Genomic DNA, 15337 nt, shown 5'->3' with positions numbered 1-15337 from the left:
CCATGACCCGGGGGGAGCATGACGCATCGGCAACGGAACGCTTGTGTTGGCGATGGCGTTCACAGGTCGACGTCGACCTGCAGGCAGGTACGGTCGGCTGCAACGAAAGAGGCGAACGTCTGACCCTGTCGCCATCCATTCTGCCGCACCTCGCTCCGCTCATCGACGGCCTCTCTGGACGCGGTCTCGACGACGATACCGTCCGATCGATGGGATCGCAGCCGGATGCAGCCTTGCTTTACGCTTATCTCGCCCGATTTCTCGAAGAGCTATGGATCGAGTGGGTGTTCGATGTCGATGGCGCCACCGTGGCGGTGTTTACCTCGCTGGCAAGCGGGTTCCGGCCGGAGCCACCAAGACGCGCCGCGCCCGATGGGCGGTTGTCGCGTTTCACGTTCCTTCGGTTCGTTGACGGCAACCCCGTCCTTTCGTCATCCGTCGTACCCTGCCGGGCCGAGTTGTCTGACCGCGGTGTACGCGCCTTGCTCGATTTCCAGACCGCGCCTGTGGATACCGCGACGTGCCCGCCAAACGAATTTGGCGCCATGCTGGCTCGCTTTGGCTTATTGGAATGTGAGACAAGCAGCACCGACCAGCTCAAGGAAAGCTGGGAATTCGCCGATGCGCTCTTTCATGCCTCCAGCACCCGTGGCCGGGATGTTCCCATCGTGGGTCTCAACCGGGAACTGCAGGCGCGGTTTGCCGGTCCGGTGACCTATGAAGCCAATGCTGAGGAACAGGCCACCGGTCCGACGATAGCGCTTGCGGAGGTTGCCCGACCGCTAGAAGGCCAGTCTGCCGTGCTCGATCTGATGGGGAGGCGGCGATCCTGCCGCGAGTGGTCCAGTCAGGATATGCCGCTGGAAGACCTGTCGGTGTTTCTTTCACATGTCGCGCGCGGCTCCGACATGCGGCCGCCGATGGCAGGCGGCATCCGAACATTCGGATGGTATTTGGTCGCTGGCCGGGTCGATGGTCTTGCGGATGGCGTGTATCGCTACAACGACGAACAACACGGTCTGGAGACGTTCAAGGACTCGCGACCGCAGGCAGACGCAATGCTGGCGGCCGCAGCGGCATCGATGAACAGGCCCGAACAACACCCTCACGCGCTGATTCTGCTTACGGTCCGATTGCCCGATCTGTCGTGGCGCTACAGCGGTATGGCTTACCGGCTCGCGTTGCTTGATGCCGGTGTGGTCTTCCACGCCATGTACTTGCAGGCGACCGACATGGGGCTTGGCGGGTGTGCTTTGGGTACGGTCGATCCGAGGCCGTTTGAGGCGGCGACCAAGACTGGCTGGCCGGCGGAAACACCAATTGTTGCCTTTGCGCTTGGTGTGCCGGCATGACCCATGAAGGCCGCTCTGTCCGCACACCGCATGTAGCGCAACTCCAGACCTATGATTGCGGCGCGGCGGCCCTGCTCAGCATCCTGCTTTACTTCGACCATGATGTTGGCCGCGGGGACCTCGAGGGCCTTGTGAAGCCATCGCGCGACGGCGCCTCCCTCGAAGCTCTCGCGGGCGCGGCCGTCAAGCTCGGCGTTCCCGCCGAGGCGCGTCGTTGCAGCGCGTCTGATGTTCTGGCGTCGAGGGCACCCGGTTTGCTTCATTGGCGCCACGCGCACTATGTCGTCTACGAAGGCGTCCGTGGCGGACGGGTTCGGATCAACGATCCGGCGTGTGGACGCAGCACAATGACTGTTGAGGCCTTCCGGCGCCAGTTCTCAGGCGCGGCCGTTGTCTTTGATCAAGCACCCGACAGGCCGCTCAAGACAACAGCACAGCGGACGATTGGTCGACTTGTGACCGGGCTGTCGGCCACCACACCTGAAGCGCTTCTCCAGGCATGCATTGGCTTCGCCACCGGCTTGGTCTGCGGCACGCTCTTTTTGTTCATGCAGGATCGATTTGGCGCGCACCAGCCGTCTGCATCGAACACTTTCGCCATCATGCTCATGGTGTCACTGGGCGTCCTCGCATTGGCGACCCTGCTTCGACGTTTCCATCGTTCCAGACAAAAACACCGTCTACGCAACCTTGCAGCAAACAAGCTCAAAGACGGGTTTCTGTCGGTCCGACATTGGTCATCCCAATTCGCGACACTTCTCTCAGATCCCGATCGTCTTTTTTCGCCTTACGACAGCGACACCTTGAAATGGCCCGCCGCTTGGACCGCCTTGCTTGGTCTTCTGCTCGTCGTACCCGAGCGTTACCTCGGCCCTTTTGCCGTGTTCGCCTTGGCCGTCATCGTGGCAAGCGGCGCAAATCTGGTCGCGGCTTGGCTGAAACGTCCCGGGAAAGGCACGGAAGGGTTCGACCGCGCCGGCTCGGCCATCGATGCCTGGCTGCTTGATGCGGTCAGTGATGATCCCTTTCTCGAGAGGCTGCAACGTACGCCCAGTCTTCGCGATATTATCCTGACCGAGCTGCGCGCACGGGTCAGAAGATGGGAACGGGAACGCGTGATCGACGTGCTTCCCGTTCTCGCCAGTCTCGTAGCTGCTGCCGGTCTAAGCGCATACGCGGTTGTCGTGGTGCCCGGCTCAGGATCGGTCGCGGCGATCCTGATCGCGGCCGGTGCTCTTATGGCAATCACGCTTACGACTTGGGCGCCGCAAACAGCCACCACGTCAGCCTCCGTTCGCCAAGCCGTCGTCCGTGTACTCGAACAGCGCCAGCAATCGTCGGCCCGGCCCGACATGGGCTGCATGTCTCGACAAGCGGGCATTGGGCGCAGCGGACTGCGGCTCGAGTGTGCTGCCTTCGATTTTCGTGGTCCAACGCGCGGACTTCTCAAGGATGTCACCTTGGACATCGAGCCGGGCTGTGTCGTCCTTGTTTTGGGGGAGCCTGGTTGCGGCAAATCGGTACTCGGCCAGGTGGCCGCTGGTCTGCTGCCACCCGATCGGGGGATCCTGACCTTGGACGGACAACCGCTGTTCGATCCTGTCGACCCTTTGGACATCCTCTATGTGTGCGAGGAAAAACCCTTCCGTGCCGGAACAATCATGGCGAATCTTCAGTCCTTTCGAGAGGAGGATGGCCTCGACGAGGCGTGGATCTTCGACAACGCATCATTCGCGAGCGCTGTTGGTCGTCTCAAGGACGGAAGTGCCACGCCTATTCGCGAGGACGGTTTCCCCCTTAGCCATGGTGAGCGCGATCGTCTGAGGCTAGCGCAAGTGCTGTCCGCCAAACCGCGTTTCGTAGTTCTGGACGAACCCTTCCGACACTTCACCGCCGCAGAGGAAAGCCGCGCCATATCGGCGCTGCGCCAGCGAGACATCGGTGCCCTCGTGCTCTCGTCACGTTCGCGTGCCTCGGCGGGCTACGATGGCGTCTTCCGCCTGGCCGGGGGGCGGCTCGAGCCCATCCCGATCGAACGTGATGCATCCGTCCACCCCCGATAGTCGGCCGTCAGGCAGCCATGCAGCGCGCCGACTGAGGCGGGCCATAGTCGCCGCGCTTACGTCGGGTCGCGCCAAGGTGTGTCTGGGCTGTGCCGTTGTCAGTGGTGCCGCCGTTGTGATCGCCGTTTCCGCACTGGCGCCGTTGGCGCAAGGGTCCATTGGCATCTGGTCTGAGATTGGCACAAGCCAAGTTGTTGCGATCACGGTTGTTTCGGTTGTGCTCGCCATGGTCAGCGCCGCCTGTTCGCTCTGGCTGGCATCTCGGTCCGACTCTCAATGCGGGATGCGCCTTGTTACCGACCGAATCGAGGCCGCGCTGACCTCAAACGCGGACGCGTCGGCGTCGTCCACCCGGGCGGCGATCGGCGAAATCATCCTATCCTTCGGCCGGGGGACTAGCGTCACCCGATTGCTGGCGTTGGCCGCGCACGGCTTGACGCTCGTTCTGGGTGGTGCGGTCCTCTTGTGTTTGAGACCGTTGGATTTTTGGTCTACTGCACTCCTCTTGCTGGTCGTGGCCATCCTCGTTGCGCATGCGGGCGTGTTCCTGCGTAGACTGCGTCTGCTTCATCTGGGCCCTTCAACAGCCCTGGGGTCGCGGGCACGTTTTTTCCGGCTCTGGCGACAGCGCTCTTGGCCGTCGACCATTGCGGACGTCGACCCCATTAACGAGGGGTCGGGGGATCAATCACGCGATGATGATCTGATCGGCTCTTGGCCGGCGATTGCCATCGCGTCGATCGCGGTCATCCAGATTGCGCTCGATCCACCGACAGGGTCTTCGGGAGGTGTCGAGGCTGCTCTGATACTCGCATTGGCCGCATGTCTAGTCGGATGCGGCGTACTCGCTTTTGGCAACGCTCTAAGCGGCCTGTCCGGTGACCTCCTTGCCTTCGGGGAAGAGCCGCAAGACAGCGGCCGTATGCGACAGCCCAAGATACCTCCCTCCGGACTGCGCGATAGCAGCGTCCAGCTTTCGGGCGCGGCCCTTTGCCACCCATCGCGTCGGCAGCCCGTGCTGGACGGGATCAACCTGCGGATCGAGCCTGGAACGGTGGTCGGCATTGCCGGATCGCCGGGCAGCGGCAAGACGGCGCTGCTGAAGGTTATCCTCGGTCTCGCGGGTCTGGATCAAGGGACGTTGTCCTTCGACGGTGTTGGCGCGGATGCCATCGACCATCGGCTGCGTCAGCAGCACGTTGCCGGGATTTTGCAAGGAGAGCGTCCACTCGCGCTCACCCTGATGAACAATATTCGCGTGTTCGGTGGGGCGGATGAAAAGTCAGCCTTCGGATCGGCTGCTGTGGTTGGGCTTGGAATCGAGCCGCGTACATTGCCGCAGGGTTTGTCAACGATGGCAGGCGATCGTGGCGCGCATCTATCGACCTCCGAGCAACAGCGGCTTGGTCTGGCATGCGCACTGGCGAGCGATGCTCGCGTACTTGTGGTCGACGATGTGACATCGACACTAAGCACGGAACGTATGGGTGCGATCTTTGAGCGTGTCCGGGAAGATAAGCGTACGCTTATCCTGGTATCGTCAGATCCCGCGACATTATCGCGTGCCGACGTCACCTATGTGATCGAGAACGGGCGGATCGCGCGCCGCGAGCCATAGAGCGCTGGTCGTTGGACCATCGTCAGTTACGCGGGCTGTGGCTGGGGTTCTAAGTCGCCCGTCAAACCGCAGGCGTGATCACCGGGCAGCCCTCATCGGAAAGCATGGCGGTACCGTCCTCGAGGACGGTATCGATGTGTCCTGTCTTCCCAAGAGTCGCATAGTACGCCGTGCCCGACGGCGAAAGCCTGGCGTTGGGCGTCGACCAGCGGCAGGTATAGCGCCGCATCGTGACCTCGGTCGGATTGCCGGGCGCGCCATGGATGGCCATGGGGTTCAGCACAAGGCAATCGGTCGGTTCCATGCTCCAACTCAGGATCTCGTAACGATCCCGATCCCGATCGATGTCGGGCATCGGCTCGGGCATCGAACCGTTGGGATTGCGAAGTTTCGGGCCGAGCTTCCTGCGCATGTCGGCAAACTCGGCTTCGCGCCATGGCTCGTAGAACTGACGGTTCCAACGATGCGATCCCCTGACGACCTGCACACTGGCGGTCCGGGGTACCGGATCGAGCGGCACCCACAGCGAGACGACAGGCCCCGCGATGCCCCAATCCTGGTGCCATGGCGTGCGATCAAACGTGCCCGGATGCTTTATGATCCAGCTGTCATAAAGGAATCGCGCAGAAGAACTGTCGAGGAAGAAACATGGGATCGACGCGACCGTCGCGTTACGGCAAAAGTCCCGGAACGTCACGGAACGCTCGCTGACCCAAACGTCGCTCACATAGCGTCCGAGGTCACCCGGCTGCGTGAAAACCTTCTGGTGCTCTGAGCCCGCAGCCGCTGCATCGAGAACGGCATGCTGAAGACCCTCGATCGCATCGACGTCGAAGACGCTCTTTAGAAGGACCGCGCCGTCACGGTGAAAGGCGCTGCTTTGCACCGCGGTGAACGGAACAGAACGCTTCTGTATCGTCTGGAGCGAAAATTCGCTTTGGTTGGTCACCGTCGGCGCAGCAGTTTTTTCAGCTGCCGGCAAGTTTGTGGTCTGTCCGTCGCGCCTCGGTCTGGACTGGTAGGAGAGGATAGGCGTCGCCGTCAAAATTGATACCGTCGACACGCCGGAGTGGTACATTCACGTTCTCTGCGACGACATGGTCGCCGATGGCGGCACCGTGCGGGGTCATGCGGGCTTCTGGTTCCATCCAGCGGCTCGAGTAGCGCCGTATTGGCGACGTGCCGAAGTTCCCGCCGCCGCCGTGCACCACATAACAGTCGAGCACAAGGCAATCTCCGGGCTCCATTTCCCACGACATGATTTCGTAATCGTCGAGATTATCCTCAATCTCGGACATCGGCAGCAATCGGCGCCCTCCCGAGTCATTCATATCGATTTGCCCGGACGATGCAGCCTGCTCGATCACGTCGGCGAACCGACCTCGGTAATAGCAAGCGCCATGGCGGTGGGTCCCACGCAAGAGTTCTACCCCCGACCCCTTGGGGACCGGATCAAGCGGGAGCCATACGATCAGGCATTGGCCGTCGATCCCATGGTCCTGGTGCCAGTACGTTCGACGTGCGGTCCCGGGGTACTTGGCGAGCCACGTATCGTAAACGAAGCGGACCTGTGGCCGGCCCATGAACGTGGCTGCTATCGCCGCAATGTTGGATTCCACGACAACCTGTTGGAAGCTCGGACGTATCGTGCTGACGAAAGTTTCCTTAACGAAACGCCCCATCTCGTTCGGTCGTGTCTTCGTCTTGGAAAACTGGCTCGGGTTGGCGAGCGCCTCCTCGACGCCGTCCCTGAGCTGGTCGATCCAGTCGAGCGCAACCGCGGAGCGCAGACAAACCCCACCATTCTGGCGGAGCAAGTCCCGGTCCTCTTGAGAGATCTCGAACACGTCTGGAACCGTCGTTTCCACAGGCTTAGGAGGGACTATTCGGCCAGCAGTTTGCACCGTACACCTGCGATAGATTGGTGCCGCTGGCCATCTCTTCCGGAGAGCCTGGCAGGACGAAGTACTTGTCGTCTTCTGTGTTTTCTACGATGTGGAAGTTCATGCCTTCAGGAATCTGGATGTCGTATTCCCCTAGTACCGTCGTAGTGTCCGACATCAGACGTTGCTTGAAGTCTTTATCAGCCCAGCACCTTGCCACAATCTGACCCATCTTAAGGCCGAAATCTTCATCGTGTTCCATTTGTTCATCCCGTTGCAGATTCGCCAAACAACTTATTCATCCTCGTGGATGACTCTGCTTCTCACCATACACAACAATGGGAGTGTCGAGCACCCCCGCCACACGTTTTCGGTCGGCAGCGCAGAAGGTGGTTCGGTGCACGTCATTCGCGGCTGCTCCATCAGTAACGCTTATCGAGTGCCGCCTTGCTCCGGGCCGTTATCCGGAACACTCGCTCTCGGTCAGCTTGAGCGCACAAGAGAGCGCGAGAAGCGAAAGAGCAGTCGCAAACAGCCTCTTGTGGTCCGCAAATCGCATCCTGTAGCCGCCGAAACCATTCGCCTGCGTCCACGGCCTCAGCGACGTGGGGCTGCTCATTTGACAGCTAGCCGGCCAGGATCCGTCGCTCAGTTGGGCGTTTAGGATCTTTTCGGCACAGTCCTGAATTGGCGCGCCAGAGTGCACAGCGAGAATCAACGAAAGCGCGGTCTCGAGTGTCGACGAAAAGGACAAGGCAATTCTGGAGAGGTGCTTGTAGCGGATGTCGTTCGTATGAAACAGCAGGTAAGCCGTCATCGCAGGCGTATAGACGGACGACCGCCAAAAGTGGCTGGCTACAGGGCCTTCGACTTCGAGGCATTGAAGGCAATAGTCTTTCGCCGCCTCGGCACTGCTCCGATCGCCGAGACGTGCGGCGGCAAGTCCGGCGACGGCAGTGACGTCGGCGTGGCTTGCCTTCCAGGCGTCCGGGACGCCATCGGCCATTCGAAAGCACGCGATCCCGCCGTCATCCCGCTGGAAGGTTCGCAGCAAGTCCGCTAGGCGCTCATTGTCCAAGTCGGACCACTTCGCCAGAAACAGGACAGCAGAGGCGGTGCTGTCGGCATCGACCCACGTGTCTTCACTGAAGCCCCAGCCGCCCGCGCTCGCACGTTCTACCTGATGCAGCCAGTCGCGCGCACGAACCAGTGCGGGGTGTTCTTTCGTCAATGAGACCGAGGAATCGGGCTCGAGCAGAGCGCGACCTATGATACCAGTGAGCCACGGACCGGAGGATCCCACCCAAAGGCTGAAATCCCTCCAAGCACCATCGGAGTCCTGCTGTTCCAGTATGAAGTCAACTGCAGCGGAACAACTCTGGTGCAGTTGTTCAGCGCGAGGCAGTTGCAAAGCTAATGTGATGGCGCGACCTCGATAAAGAACTGTAAGGTATCGATAGGTTATTGTCTGTCCAATCTGCGTCAAGACAGACATTGCCGAGCTAGAGTCGGGGGTCATAGCGACGACTTTACTCGATTGGGTCGGGCTTAGCGTCGGCGTACAAATGTCGGGCCGCACCGCTGGATCGGTATTGGGTTAGGATCTTACTGAAGTGACTCTATGTTGATGAAGGGCTAACGCTCCTTACTCTCACCTAGAAAACCGGGGACAACGACGATGACAACAGGATGGCATGACTGTGCAACCCGAATCCTCCGCGGCGCGTTCGTCCGGGCAGCGATGATTTCTACGCTTGTAGTCCTCGTGATTGCGACCTCTGGTCTCGCAGTGGCGGACGATAGTGCGCCTGACATCCGCGGCACGTGGAAGGCGTTCTCGGAGGTCCATATCGAGGGCGAGGAAACCCCTTTCGTGGTCGAAGATACGCATGAGGGCGTGAAACTCATTGTCACCGACATGGAGGAGCATGTCTTCCGCGGTTACTTCGACTTCCAGTTCGCCACTGAGGATGGGCTAGAGGACAAACTTTTGCATTTTGTCGGCGTGTTCAGGGAAGATGACGAATTCGTCCTGGGAACGAAACTCAACACGGTCCTGTTTGGCGAAGTGGACGGTGACACCATGTCGATCGATTATCTTGCATTCGGCTCGACGCATTCGGCCGGCAGCTACGAGCTGCGGCGCATTTCTGAATAGGCATTCGGACAAATTGAGTGGCTTTCTCCTTCACGACAGCTGACGTCTGTCAGAAATCGAGCCGAAAGAGGTAGAATTGGCAAGCAGGTCTCGCCCTCGATCAAGTCTTGCCCTCGATATGAAGCTGCTGACTTGGTTGCTGTGAATTCGCCGGCGTCCTTTGCTGGTTCGCCAAACTCCCTCTCGTTGCGCTAAGGGGTTCCTGAAAGACGCCTTGAAACTCTGTTTGTTTCAATTCTTGAAGACGGCCTGAACGCTCAGATAGCGGCGAAAGTCCCTGTACTTTCCCTGTTAACAGGGAGGTATCGGCAGAGACAGGTTCGCACCAGACTGCCCGCACCACCACTTTCCATAATGCAGATTATGGGACGCCGACAAGACGTCCACGTGCCGAGCAGTGACAGACAAGATACGGCATTCTCTTCAACTTCCGTTTCTGAAGCGCTCCGGCGAAACGCTTGGCCTAGAGATCCGCGCGACACGCACTATGGCAGCATAGGGCAGGGTGGTCGACCGACCAATTCGGTTGATAGCGCTGCCCGCTGACAAAAAACCGCTCTGTACCCTGCATGGTTACCGGCAGAACCAATGTGATACAGTTGGAGTCAGATCGAGTGATGGTCATGGTCTCATCCTTCAAGCTGTTCGAAAGCGCTGCGGGCGCCGATTTGATTGCCGCGATCAAGACGGTCGAGGATGCGACGGCCGGGGATGGCCCGAAGTTCGGACCCAAGACATGTCGTGCCCTTAACCGCATGATCGTCAGCCGTGCCTACGGCAAACCCCTGCTTGAACTGTGTTTCCTTCTGATCATCGCGGCGCGCTGCGACCAACGCGGCGGACGTTACGAGACATTGCTGTGGAACCCGGAACCTGCCTTGCCGGGTGTTCTTCATGGCTTGCTGCGCCAAGCCGAACGTACCGGCTGTTTTGCCGGCGGCCCGGTGACCCTGCATCACGATGCGGCCGAGGTCGCGACCGACACCGACGTGTTCCGCGTCGCCTATTCGCGCATGCCTGTTTTGACCGCCCTTGCCGAATTTCTTCTGACGGCATTGGGTTATGAGGCCTTCGATACCCATGTTGCCGGATTGTTGCACCAGCCGCCGCGCTGGCGCGCGGTGGCCGACGTCGCCAACGCCCTGTCGCGCGAGCTCAATGGGTACCTGCAGCCACGCCTGGAGAGCGGCCACGCGCAAAACCGCGTCAAGGCCATGATGGATCATCTGTCGGAGCGCGACGAGGCTGCCGTCCAGGATGAGACGATCTTGAGCTTTTGGCTTGCGTGGTCCCTTCGCGATGATGATGCCGGTGAAGGTTTCAAGACCTATCGCAGCGTCTTTCGCGGTTTCGTACGTGTCGATGCGGCACTGACCGCAGCACGCGAGTGGTCGGGCGTGGAGCACGCCGTGTCGATTGGTGAGGACCGTGAGGCTGGTGAAGTTAATCCCGCCGACGTCGAAGACATCTTGACCGTTGTGGATGCGGAGACCAGTGCTCTTGACGCGCTAACGCAACCGCCGCTGGATGCGGTCAAATTCTTGACCCAAAAAGAGCTGGACGCGCTCTCGAACCAGGTCCGGGTCGTCCGCGTAATGCCGGACCTGCGGCTGTCCTACCTACGCGACGCGGTGTTCGGCGATCACCAGTTGCGCATCACTGAGGCGATCCGCCGGCGCAGTGATTGGGACAGGACAATGAAAGACGACTACGCCGCCAGGATCGCTGCCGTCCGGGACCTTGCCGGCCAGATCGACTTGGTCGTCTGGGCCGCGCTTCATGTCTTGGTCGAGGCAGAGCATGCCGGCGTGGCCGATTTGATCCTGGCGCTCCGGCCCGACATTGACCTCTCCGGTGCCATGCCCGCCCAGCAGGACCTGCCTGACGGGGTCGTTGCCTTTCCCACGGCTGATCCAGTCAGTCAGTTCCTGAAACTTCTGCGGACCAATCCGGACGACATTGGCGGGGACGTTGCCGATATCGTGGCGACGGCACGCAAGGCCCATCGCCGTGTCAATCGCCGGGGATTCACCGCCGATACCCAGAACGAATCGACGCTGGACGCGTTTCAAGAAGCCGGCCCCGTGCTGGCAAACTTGAACAAGCTTGCGCACCACATCAGCGTGGCGTTTGCCGACACCGACCACGACACATGGAGTGATCAGTTCGACCGCGACCAAGGTGTTTTCGCCGCCCAGTTTACTGCGATCTATGGGAGCGAAAGCCATGCCGCCAGCTGACAAACCATACGCTTGGCGGCTGGCTGAGGCCGTCGCGACGGCGGGCGAATTGTTGGAGTCGCTCGATATCGCCAAGCGTGCGCATTCTTCTTCAATCGGCTTTGGGGATCTTTACCGCTATGCGACGGATCCCCAGTCCGCCGACAGCGCCACGGCCGCGGCGCTGGCCGACAACCCCGGCCTTGCCGCCGATTGGCGCAGGCTGATGCAGAACCTTGCCGTTTACTCAGCGCCGATGGCCGCGGCCGCTGCGGACCGCGCCGCGCTTGACCGGCGTTACGGCGACGGATGGTCGTTGCGTCTTCGCGAGGTGCGCAAGACGCCTGATCAAGTCTGGGTCATCATCACGTTCGACCGGCTTGAGGGGACTACGCCGTCCTGGCTCTTTGCCGGCACGCTCCGCCACGCGCTGCCCGAAGCTACCGATGGTCAAATGCAATTCCGTATCGCCGCGGATGCGCCATTGGTCGGGGCGCTGCGGGATCCGGCGACAGAGCTCTTCCTGCTCTAGGATTGCGTACGGTGCGATGTGTGATGCTGCCGCGACCATGGGCCACGCACCGCCCAACTGGCAACAGTACGCAGTCGAGCTGTGGCCGGTCGACGTTATCCTGAGGCGTCGAGCACAGGACATTGTCACCAAATCGAAACTGCTGGACGCCCTGCCGGCGCGCGGAAGCTTTGTCGACATCGGCGCGGGAACCTGCCATCTCAGCGAGGCCCTGTTGGCATGTCGCCCCGGCCTTTCCTGTCTGGCCATCGATACCGCATGGTACCCCGCGCGCAGAACCGGTCGCCGTCTGGCCGCGACAGCCGGGGATCGATTCCGTCACGTTGTAGCAGACGGTTCGGCGCTGCCACTGGCCGATGGCGCGATGGACGCGGCTTTGATCGCGTTTGTGCTGCACCACTTGGTGCCAGCTGATCAGCTGGCAGTTCTGAGGGAGGCACGGCGCGTGCTGCGGCCCGGCGGCAGGCTCATCCTGCTGGAGGATACACCCGACGGCGGGCGGGAAACGGCCAGAACGGTCGTGGCCGATCGCCGCCTGAACCGGGAGTCCGCGTCCAGCCCGCATCACTACCGCACGGCTTGTCAATGGGTGGCGTTGCTCGCCGGATTGGGCCTCAGGGTTGAGCGCCAGGTCGCCATTTGGAGGATTTTTCCGCCCGCCACAATTGGTGCAATCCCGCACCACGCCTTCATTTTCAAGCCTATTTAGAAGTGTTCTAAGAATCCTTTTTGGGGCCGGCCCAAAGAAACGTTCCGGCCCCTGCATCACTGCGATCAAGGGGGAAACCCCTCTTTCCGCCGCCCCGGCGGATCACAACCGAGATCACAGTGGAGCGTCCGATGTCGAACAAACTGACCACCTTTGTTACAGCCGGTGCCCTGGCCCTTTCGATTGTCGCTTCGACTCAGGCGGCCCATGCTGCCTCAGGCAGCGCCCTCGATGCAGCGCTCGGCAGCATCCTGACGGATCCGGTGCAGGTCGTTCTTTCCCACGACACGGGATCAGGATCCGACTGCATCCTGGAGATTCTCGAGGATGCCGCCCCGGATCTCGTGACCATACCCGACCAGAAGTAATGTCGTTGGGGCCCGCTACATCCCTTGCTCGTCCTGCCTCGCTTCAGGAGCTGCGGTGGATCGTCCGGTCCGCCGCAGCTTCGGCGCGGCTGGCTCAAAACGACCAATCTCTTTGGGCGTCACGGTCCGGCAGCAAAAAAACATCGCTAACCCATGCATCACCCAATCAGGAGAGGAAACCCTCTATCCGCCGCGCAAGCGGCTCCTTCAACCGCACCTTAGTGGAGTATCTCATGTCGAAAATGATCTCATCCTTCGTCGCCATCGCCGGTGTCGCCGGCGTCCTGTCCACCGGCTTTGTGGCCTCCAGCCAAGCGGCGGAGACCGTCGATATGGGCGCCTACAGCTGCTCGGACTACTTGAATGCCTCCATCGAAGACCAGGATCTGGTGCTTCTGTGGATCGACGGCTACCTCAGCCACAAGACCTCGGATCTGGTTATTTCATCAGCCGCGATGACGAAGAACCACGCGTACGTCGAAATAGCGTGTGCGGACCAGCCGAGTGCGCCGGTTATCGATGTGCTGCTGTCGGGCCTGCCCGAGTAGCACGCCAGGAACGCGCCGCGCCTTTCAGGGGCGCGGTGCTCCCTGACCCACGAGGTATCAACACCTGACCAACCAGGAGCTCAACATGTTCAACAAACTCACCAACACAATTGCTGCGATCGGACTTGCCAGCGTCGTGTCCGGCGCCGCGATTTCCGCCCAGGCCAGTGACTCACTCGATATGGCCGCATTCTCCTGCGGCGACTATGTCAGTCTGTCGACTGATGACCAGTCCTACATCGTGTTCTGGATCGATGGCTATTTGAGCCACAAGACCGCGAACCTGGTCATCGACTTCGAGACCATCGGGTTCAACATCAACGACCTCCATGACATCTGCCGGGATCGTCCGGCTGACTCGGTGGTCGACATCGTGAACGAGGCCTACGACAGCTGATCAATGTCGTCTCCTTTCAGGCCCTGGCCGCGGCAAACCATCCTGGTTTGCCGCGGCTTTTTTTCCCGGCCAGAGAAAGTATCTGGTCCGGTCAAAAAATCTCCCTGGGCCCTGCATCACCACCAGTAAGGGGCCACGAACGGCCGAAAGCCTAGCCTCCGAAACAACCGGTCCAACCCTTACTTCGTGGAGATCAGCATGTTCAATACACTCACTTCCTGCATTGCGGCTCTCGTTTTTGCTCATGCCGTTTCGGCCGCGCTCGTTACGGAAGGGCAGGCGTCCGAGAGCGTCGACATGCGCGATTTCAGCTGCAACCAGTACCTCAGCGCGCACCCGGAAACACAACAGAACATCCTGTTCTGGGTGGACGGCTATCTAAGCCACGCGTCCTCCAACCTCGTTGTCCTGTTCGATGGGTTGGATGACTACCACCGCGTCATCGTTGAAACGTGCCAAGACGACCCGCGCCAGCCCCTCTCTGACCTGTTTGTCGCGCCCGAGAAAACCTGAACGCGAACCGAACAGCCGCGCCGGACCCTTCGGCGCGGCATTCCGGTCCAAAACGACACCAAGGAGACCCTGACAATGATCAAACACAAGCATCTGACCTCGAAACTCATCTATGGCCTGGCGGTCGCGATGTTGTTCATCGCGTTGAACGGTAGTGCCCGCGCAGACACCATTTGGGCCGTTGTCGTGGCCGACACAAATGACCCCCACATCGGCTATTCCGTCGGTGTCGACGCCGGCAACGTCACACGGATGCTGGATGACATCGCCAAGCAGACCGACATGGACCTCAAGCTCCAGACGATCAGCGGCAACGCGTTTACGGCAAAGTCCATCGATCAGGCGCTGAACAACATCAAACCCGGCACCGATGACGTCGTGTTCTTCTACTATTCAGGCCACGGCGAGCGTGACCTGAAGTCGAGCGATCCATGGCCGGAATGGAACGTCAATGGCCAGCTCGTCCCCTATAGCGATGTGCTGTCGCGACTCGACAACGGTGCCCCGCGCCTGGTTATCGCATTGTCCGACGCTTGCAATCGCGACCTAAGAAATTCGGTTGTCGGTGCGACGATAGTGAGCGACGACGGCCACGGTTCAAAGGAGCAGTGGAGCTACAAGGATCTCTTCAAGAGCACCACGGGCTACTTCGTGGCTTCATCGGCCTCGCCCGGTGAACTGTCGACGGTCGTCGGCGAAGGTTCGGCTTTCACGAAGAGTTTCCTGAACTCCGTGACCTACGCCATGCGCACCGCCGGTGTTACCTGGCAGGACATCAAGGAGATCACGGGCCAACCTATTCCTGTCCTTTTCAAGGAAAACAACCTGCAGACCGCCTTCACCAAGATGGATATTCGCGGTTTGGCGGATCCGGAGCCGCACTATCCCTTCTAGTCCCGTCAATTGTTGCGCTAACGCGGTGGACCAGCCGGTCCACCGCGTTTTTCATGTTCCTCGCGCGCCCGGCTGACCGCTGG

The 15337-nt window shown here is 60.5% G+C and carries 16 protein-coding genes; 12 read left to right on the top strand and 4 right to left on the bottom strand.

Features of this window, described 5'->3' with window-relative positions:
- The first annotated feature begins 2 nt into the window (after nt 1–2).
- The 3 genes from AAF563_03515 (at nt 3) to AAF563_03505 (ending at nt 5033) form a co-directional block, all read left to right on the top strand.
- Complete coding sequence (locus AAF563_03515; protein MEM7120318.1) at nt 3–1352, top strand: SagB family peptide dehydrogenase; 1350 nt, start codon at nt 3–5, stop codon at nt 1350–1352.
- Nucleotides 1349–3415, top strand: a complete 2067-nt coding sequence (locus tag AAF563_03510) for a cysteine peptidase family C39 domain-containing protein (GenBank protein MEM7120317.1) — start codon at nt 1349–1351, stop codon at nt 3413–3415. The genes AAF563_03515 and AAF563_03510 overlap by 4 nt, the downstream gene beginning before the upstream one ends.
- Before the next feature lie 115 nt (nt 3416–3530).
- Complete coding sequence (locus tag AAF563_03505) at nt 3531–5033, top strand: ATP-binding cassette domain-containing protein (protein ID MEM7120316.1); 1503 nt, start codon at nt 3531–3533, stop codon at nt 5031–5033.
- 61 nt (nt 5034–5094) lie between these two features.
- Here AAF563_03505 and AAF563_03500 read toward each other — a convergent pair whose 3' ends face one another.
- From AAF563_03500 to AAF563_03485, 4 genes are all read right to left on the bottom strand, one after another.
- A complete protein-coding gene (locus tag AAF563_03500; protein MEM7120315.1) occupies nt 5095–6111 on the bottom strand; it encodes a phytanoyl-CoA dioxygenase family protein in 1017 nt (338 codons plus the stop codon).
- Complete coding sequence (locus tag AAF563_03495; protein ID MEM7120314.1) at nt 6002–6850, bottom strand: phytanoyl-CoA dioxygenase family protein; 849 nt, start codon at nt 6848–6850, stop codon at nt 6002–6004. Before AAF563_03495 ends, AAF563_03500 begins: the two co-directional genes overlap by 110 nt.
- A 55-nt stretch (nt 6851–6905) precedes the next feature.
- Nucleotides 6906–7178 carry an NHLP leader peptide family RiPP precursor gene (locus tag AAF563_03490; GenBank protein MEM7120313.1) on the bottom strand — a complete coding sequence of 91 codons (273 nt, stop codon included), beginning with the start codon at nt 7176–7178 and terminating at the stop codon, nt 6906–6908.
- A gap of 198 nt (nt 7179–7376) precedes the next feature.
- Nucleotides 7377–8402, bottom strand: a complete 1026-nt coding sequence (locus AAF563_03485) for a hypothetical protein (GenBank protein MEM7120312.1) — start codon at nt 8400–8402, stop codon at nt 7377–7379.
- A gap of 192 nt (nt 8403–8594) precedes the next feature.
- Between AAF563_03485 and AAF563_03480 the strand changes: the two genes are divergently transcribed.
- The 9 genes from AAF563_03480 (at nt 8595) to AAF563_03440 (ending at nt 15254) form a co-directional block, all read left to right on the top strand.
- A complete protein-coding gene (locus AAF563_03480) occupies nt 8595–9074 on the top strand; it encodes a hypothetical protein (GenBank protein ID MEM7120311.1) in 480 nt (159 codons plus the stop codon).
- Nucleotides 9075–9697: 623 nt separating this feature from the next.
- Nucleotides 9698–11314, top strand: a complete 1617-nt coding sequence (locus AAF563_03475) for a hypothetical protein (GenBank protein MEM7120310.1) — start codon at nt 9698–9700, stop codon at nt 11312–11314.
- Entirely contained in the window at nt 11301–11825 is a 525-nt protein-coding gene (locus tag AAF563_03470) for a hypothetical protein (GenBank protein ID MEM7120309.1), read from the top strand. The genes AAF563_03475 and AAF563_03470 overlap by 14 nt, the downstream gene beginning before the upstream one ends.
- A 16-nt stretch (nt 11826–11841) precedes the next feature.
- Nucleotides 11842–12534: a class I SAM-dependent methyltransferase gene (locus AAF563_03465; GenBank protein MEM7120308.1), complete on the top strand. Its 693-nt coding sequence runs from the start codon at nt 11842–11844 to the stop codon at nt 12532–12534.
- 131 nt (nt 12535–12665) lie between these two features.
- Complete coding sequence (locus AAF563_03460) at nt 12666–12902, top strand: hypothetical protein (protein ID MEM7120307.1); 237 nt, start codon at nt 12666–12668, stop codon at nt 12900–12902.
- Nucleotides 12903–13135: 233 nt separating this feature from the next.
- Nucleotides 13136–13450: an HdeA/HdeB family chaperone gene (locus tag AAF563_03455; GenBank protein ID MEM7120306.1), complete on the top strand. Its 315-nt coding sequence runs from the start codon at nt 13136–13138 to the stop codon at nt 13448–13450.
- Between the two features lie 85 nt (nt 13451–13535).
- Complete coding sequence (locus AAF563_03450; protein ID MEM7120305.1) at nt 13536–13847, top strand: HdeA/HdeB family chaperone; 312 nt, start codon at nt 13536–13538, stop codon at nt 13845–13847.
- Nucleotides 13848–14045: 198 nt separating this feature from the next.
- Nucleotides 14046–14360 (top strand): HdeA/HdeB family chaperone, encoded by a 315-nt coding sequence (locus AAF563_03445; GenBank protein ID MEM7120304.1) that lies wholly within the window; start codon nt 14046–14048, stop codon nt 14358–14360.
- A gap of 75 nt (nt 14361–14435) precedes the next feature.
- Complete coding sequence (locus AAF563_03440; GenBank protein ID MEM7120303.1) at nt 14436–15254, top strand: caspase family protein; 819 nt, start codon at nt 14436–14438, stop codon at nt 15252–15254.
- Nucleotides 15255–15337: the final 83 nt, after the last annotated feature.

The sequence above is a fragment of the Pseudomonadota bacterium genome (genome assembly GCA_039028155.1).
Lineage (GTDB): Bacteria > Pseudomonadota > Alphaproteobacteria > SP197 > SP197 > JANQGO01.
The sequence above is the reverse complement of the archived record's forward strand: the minus strand, read 5'-3'. Positions and strand labels throughout refer to the sequence as shown.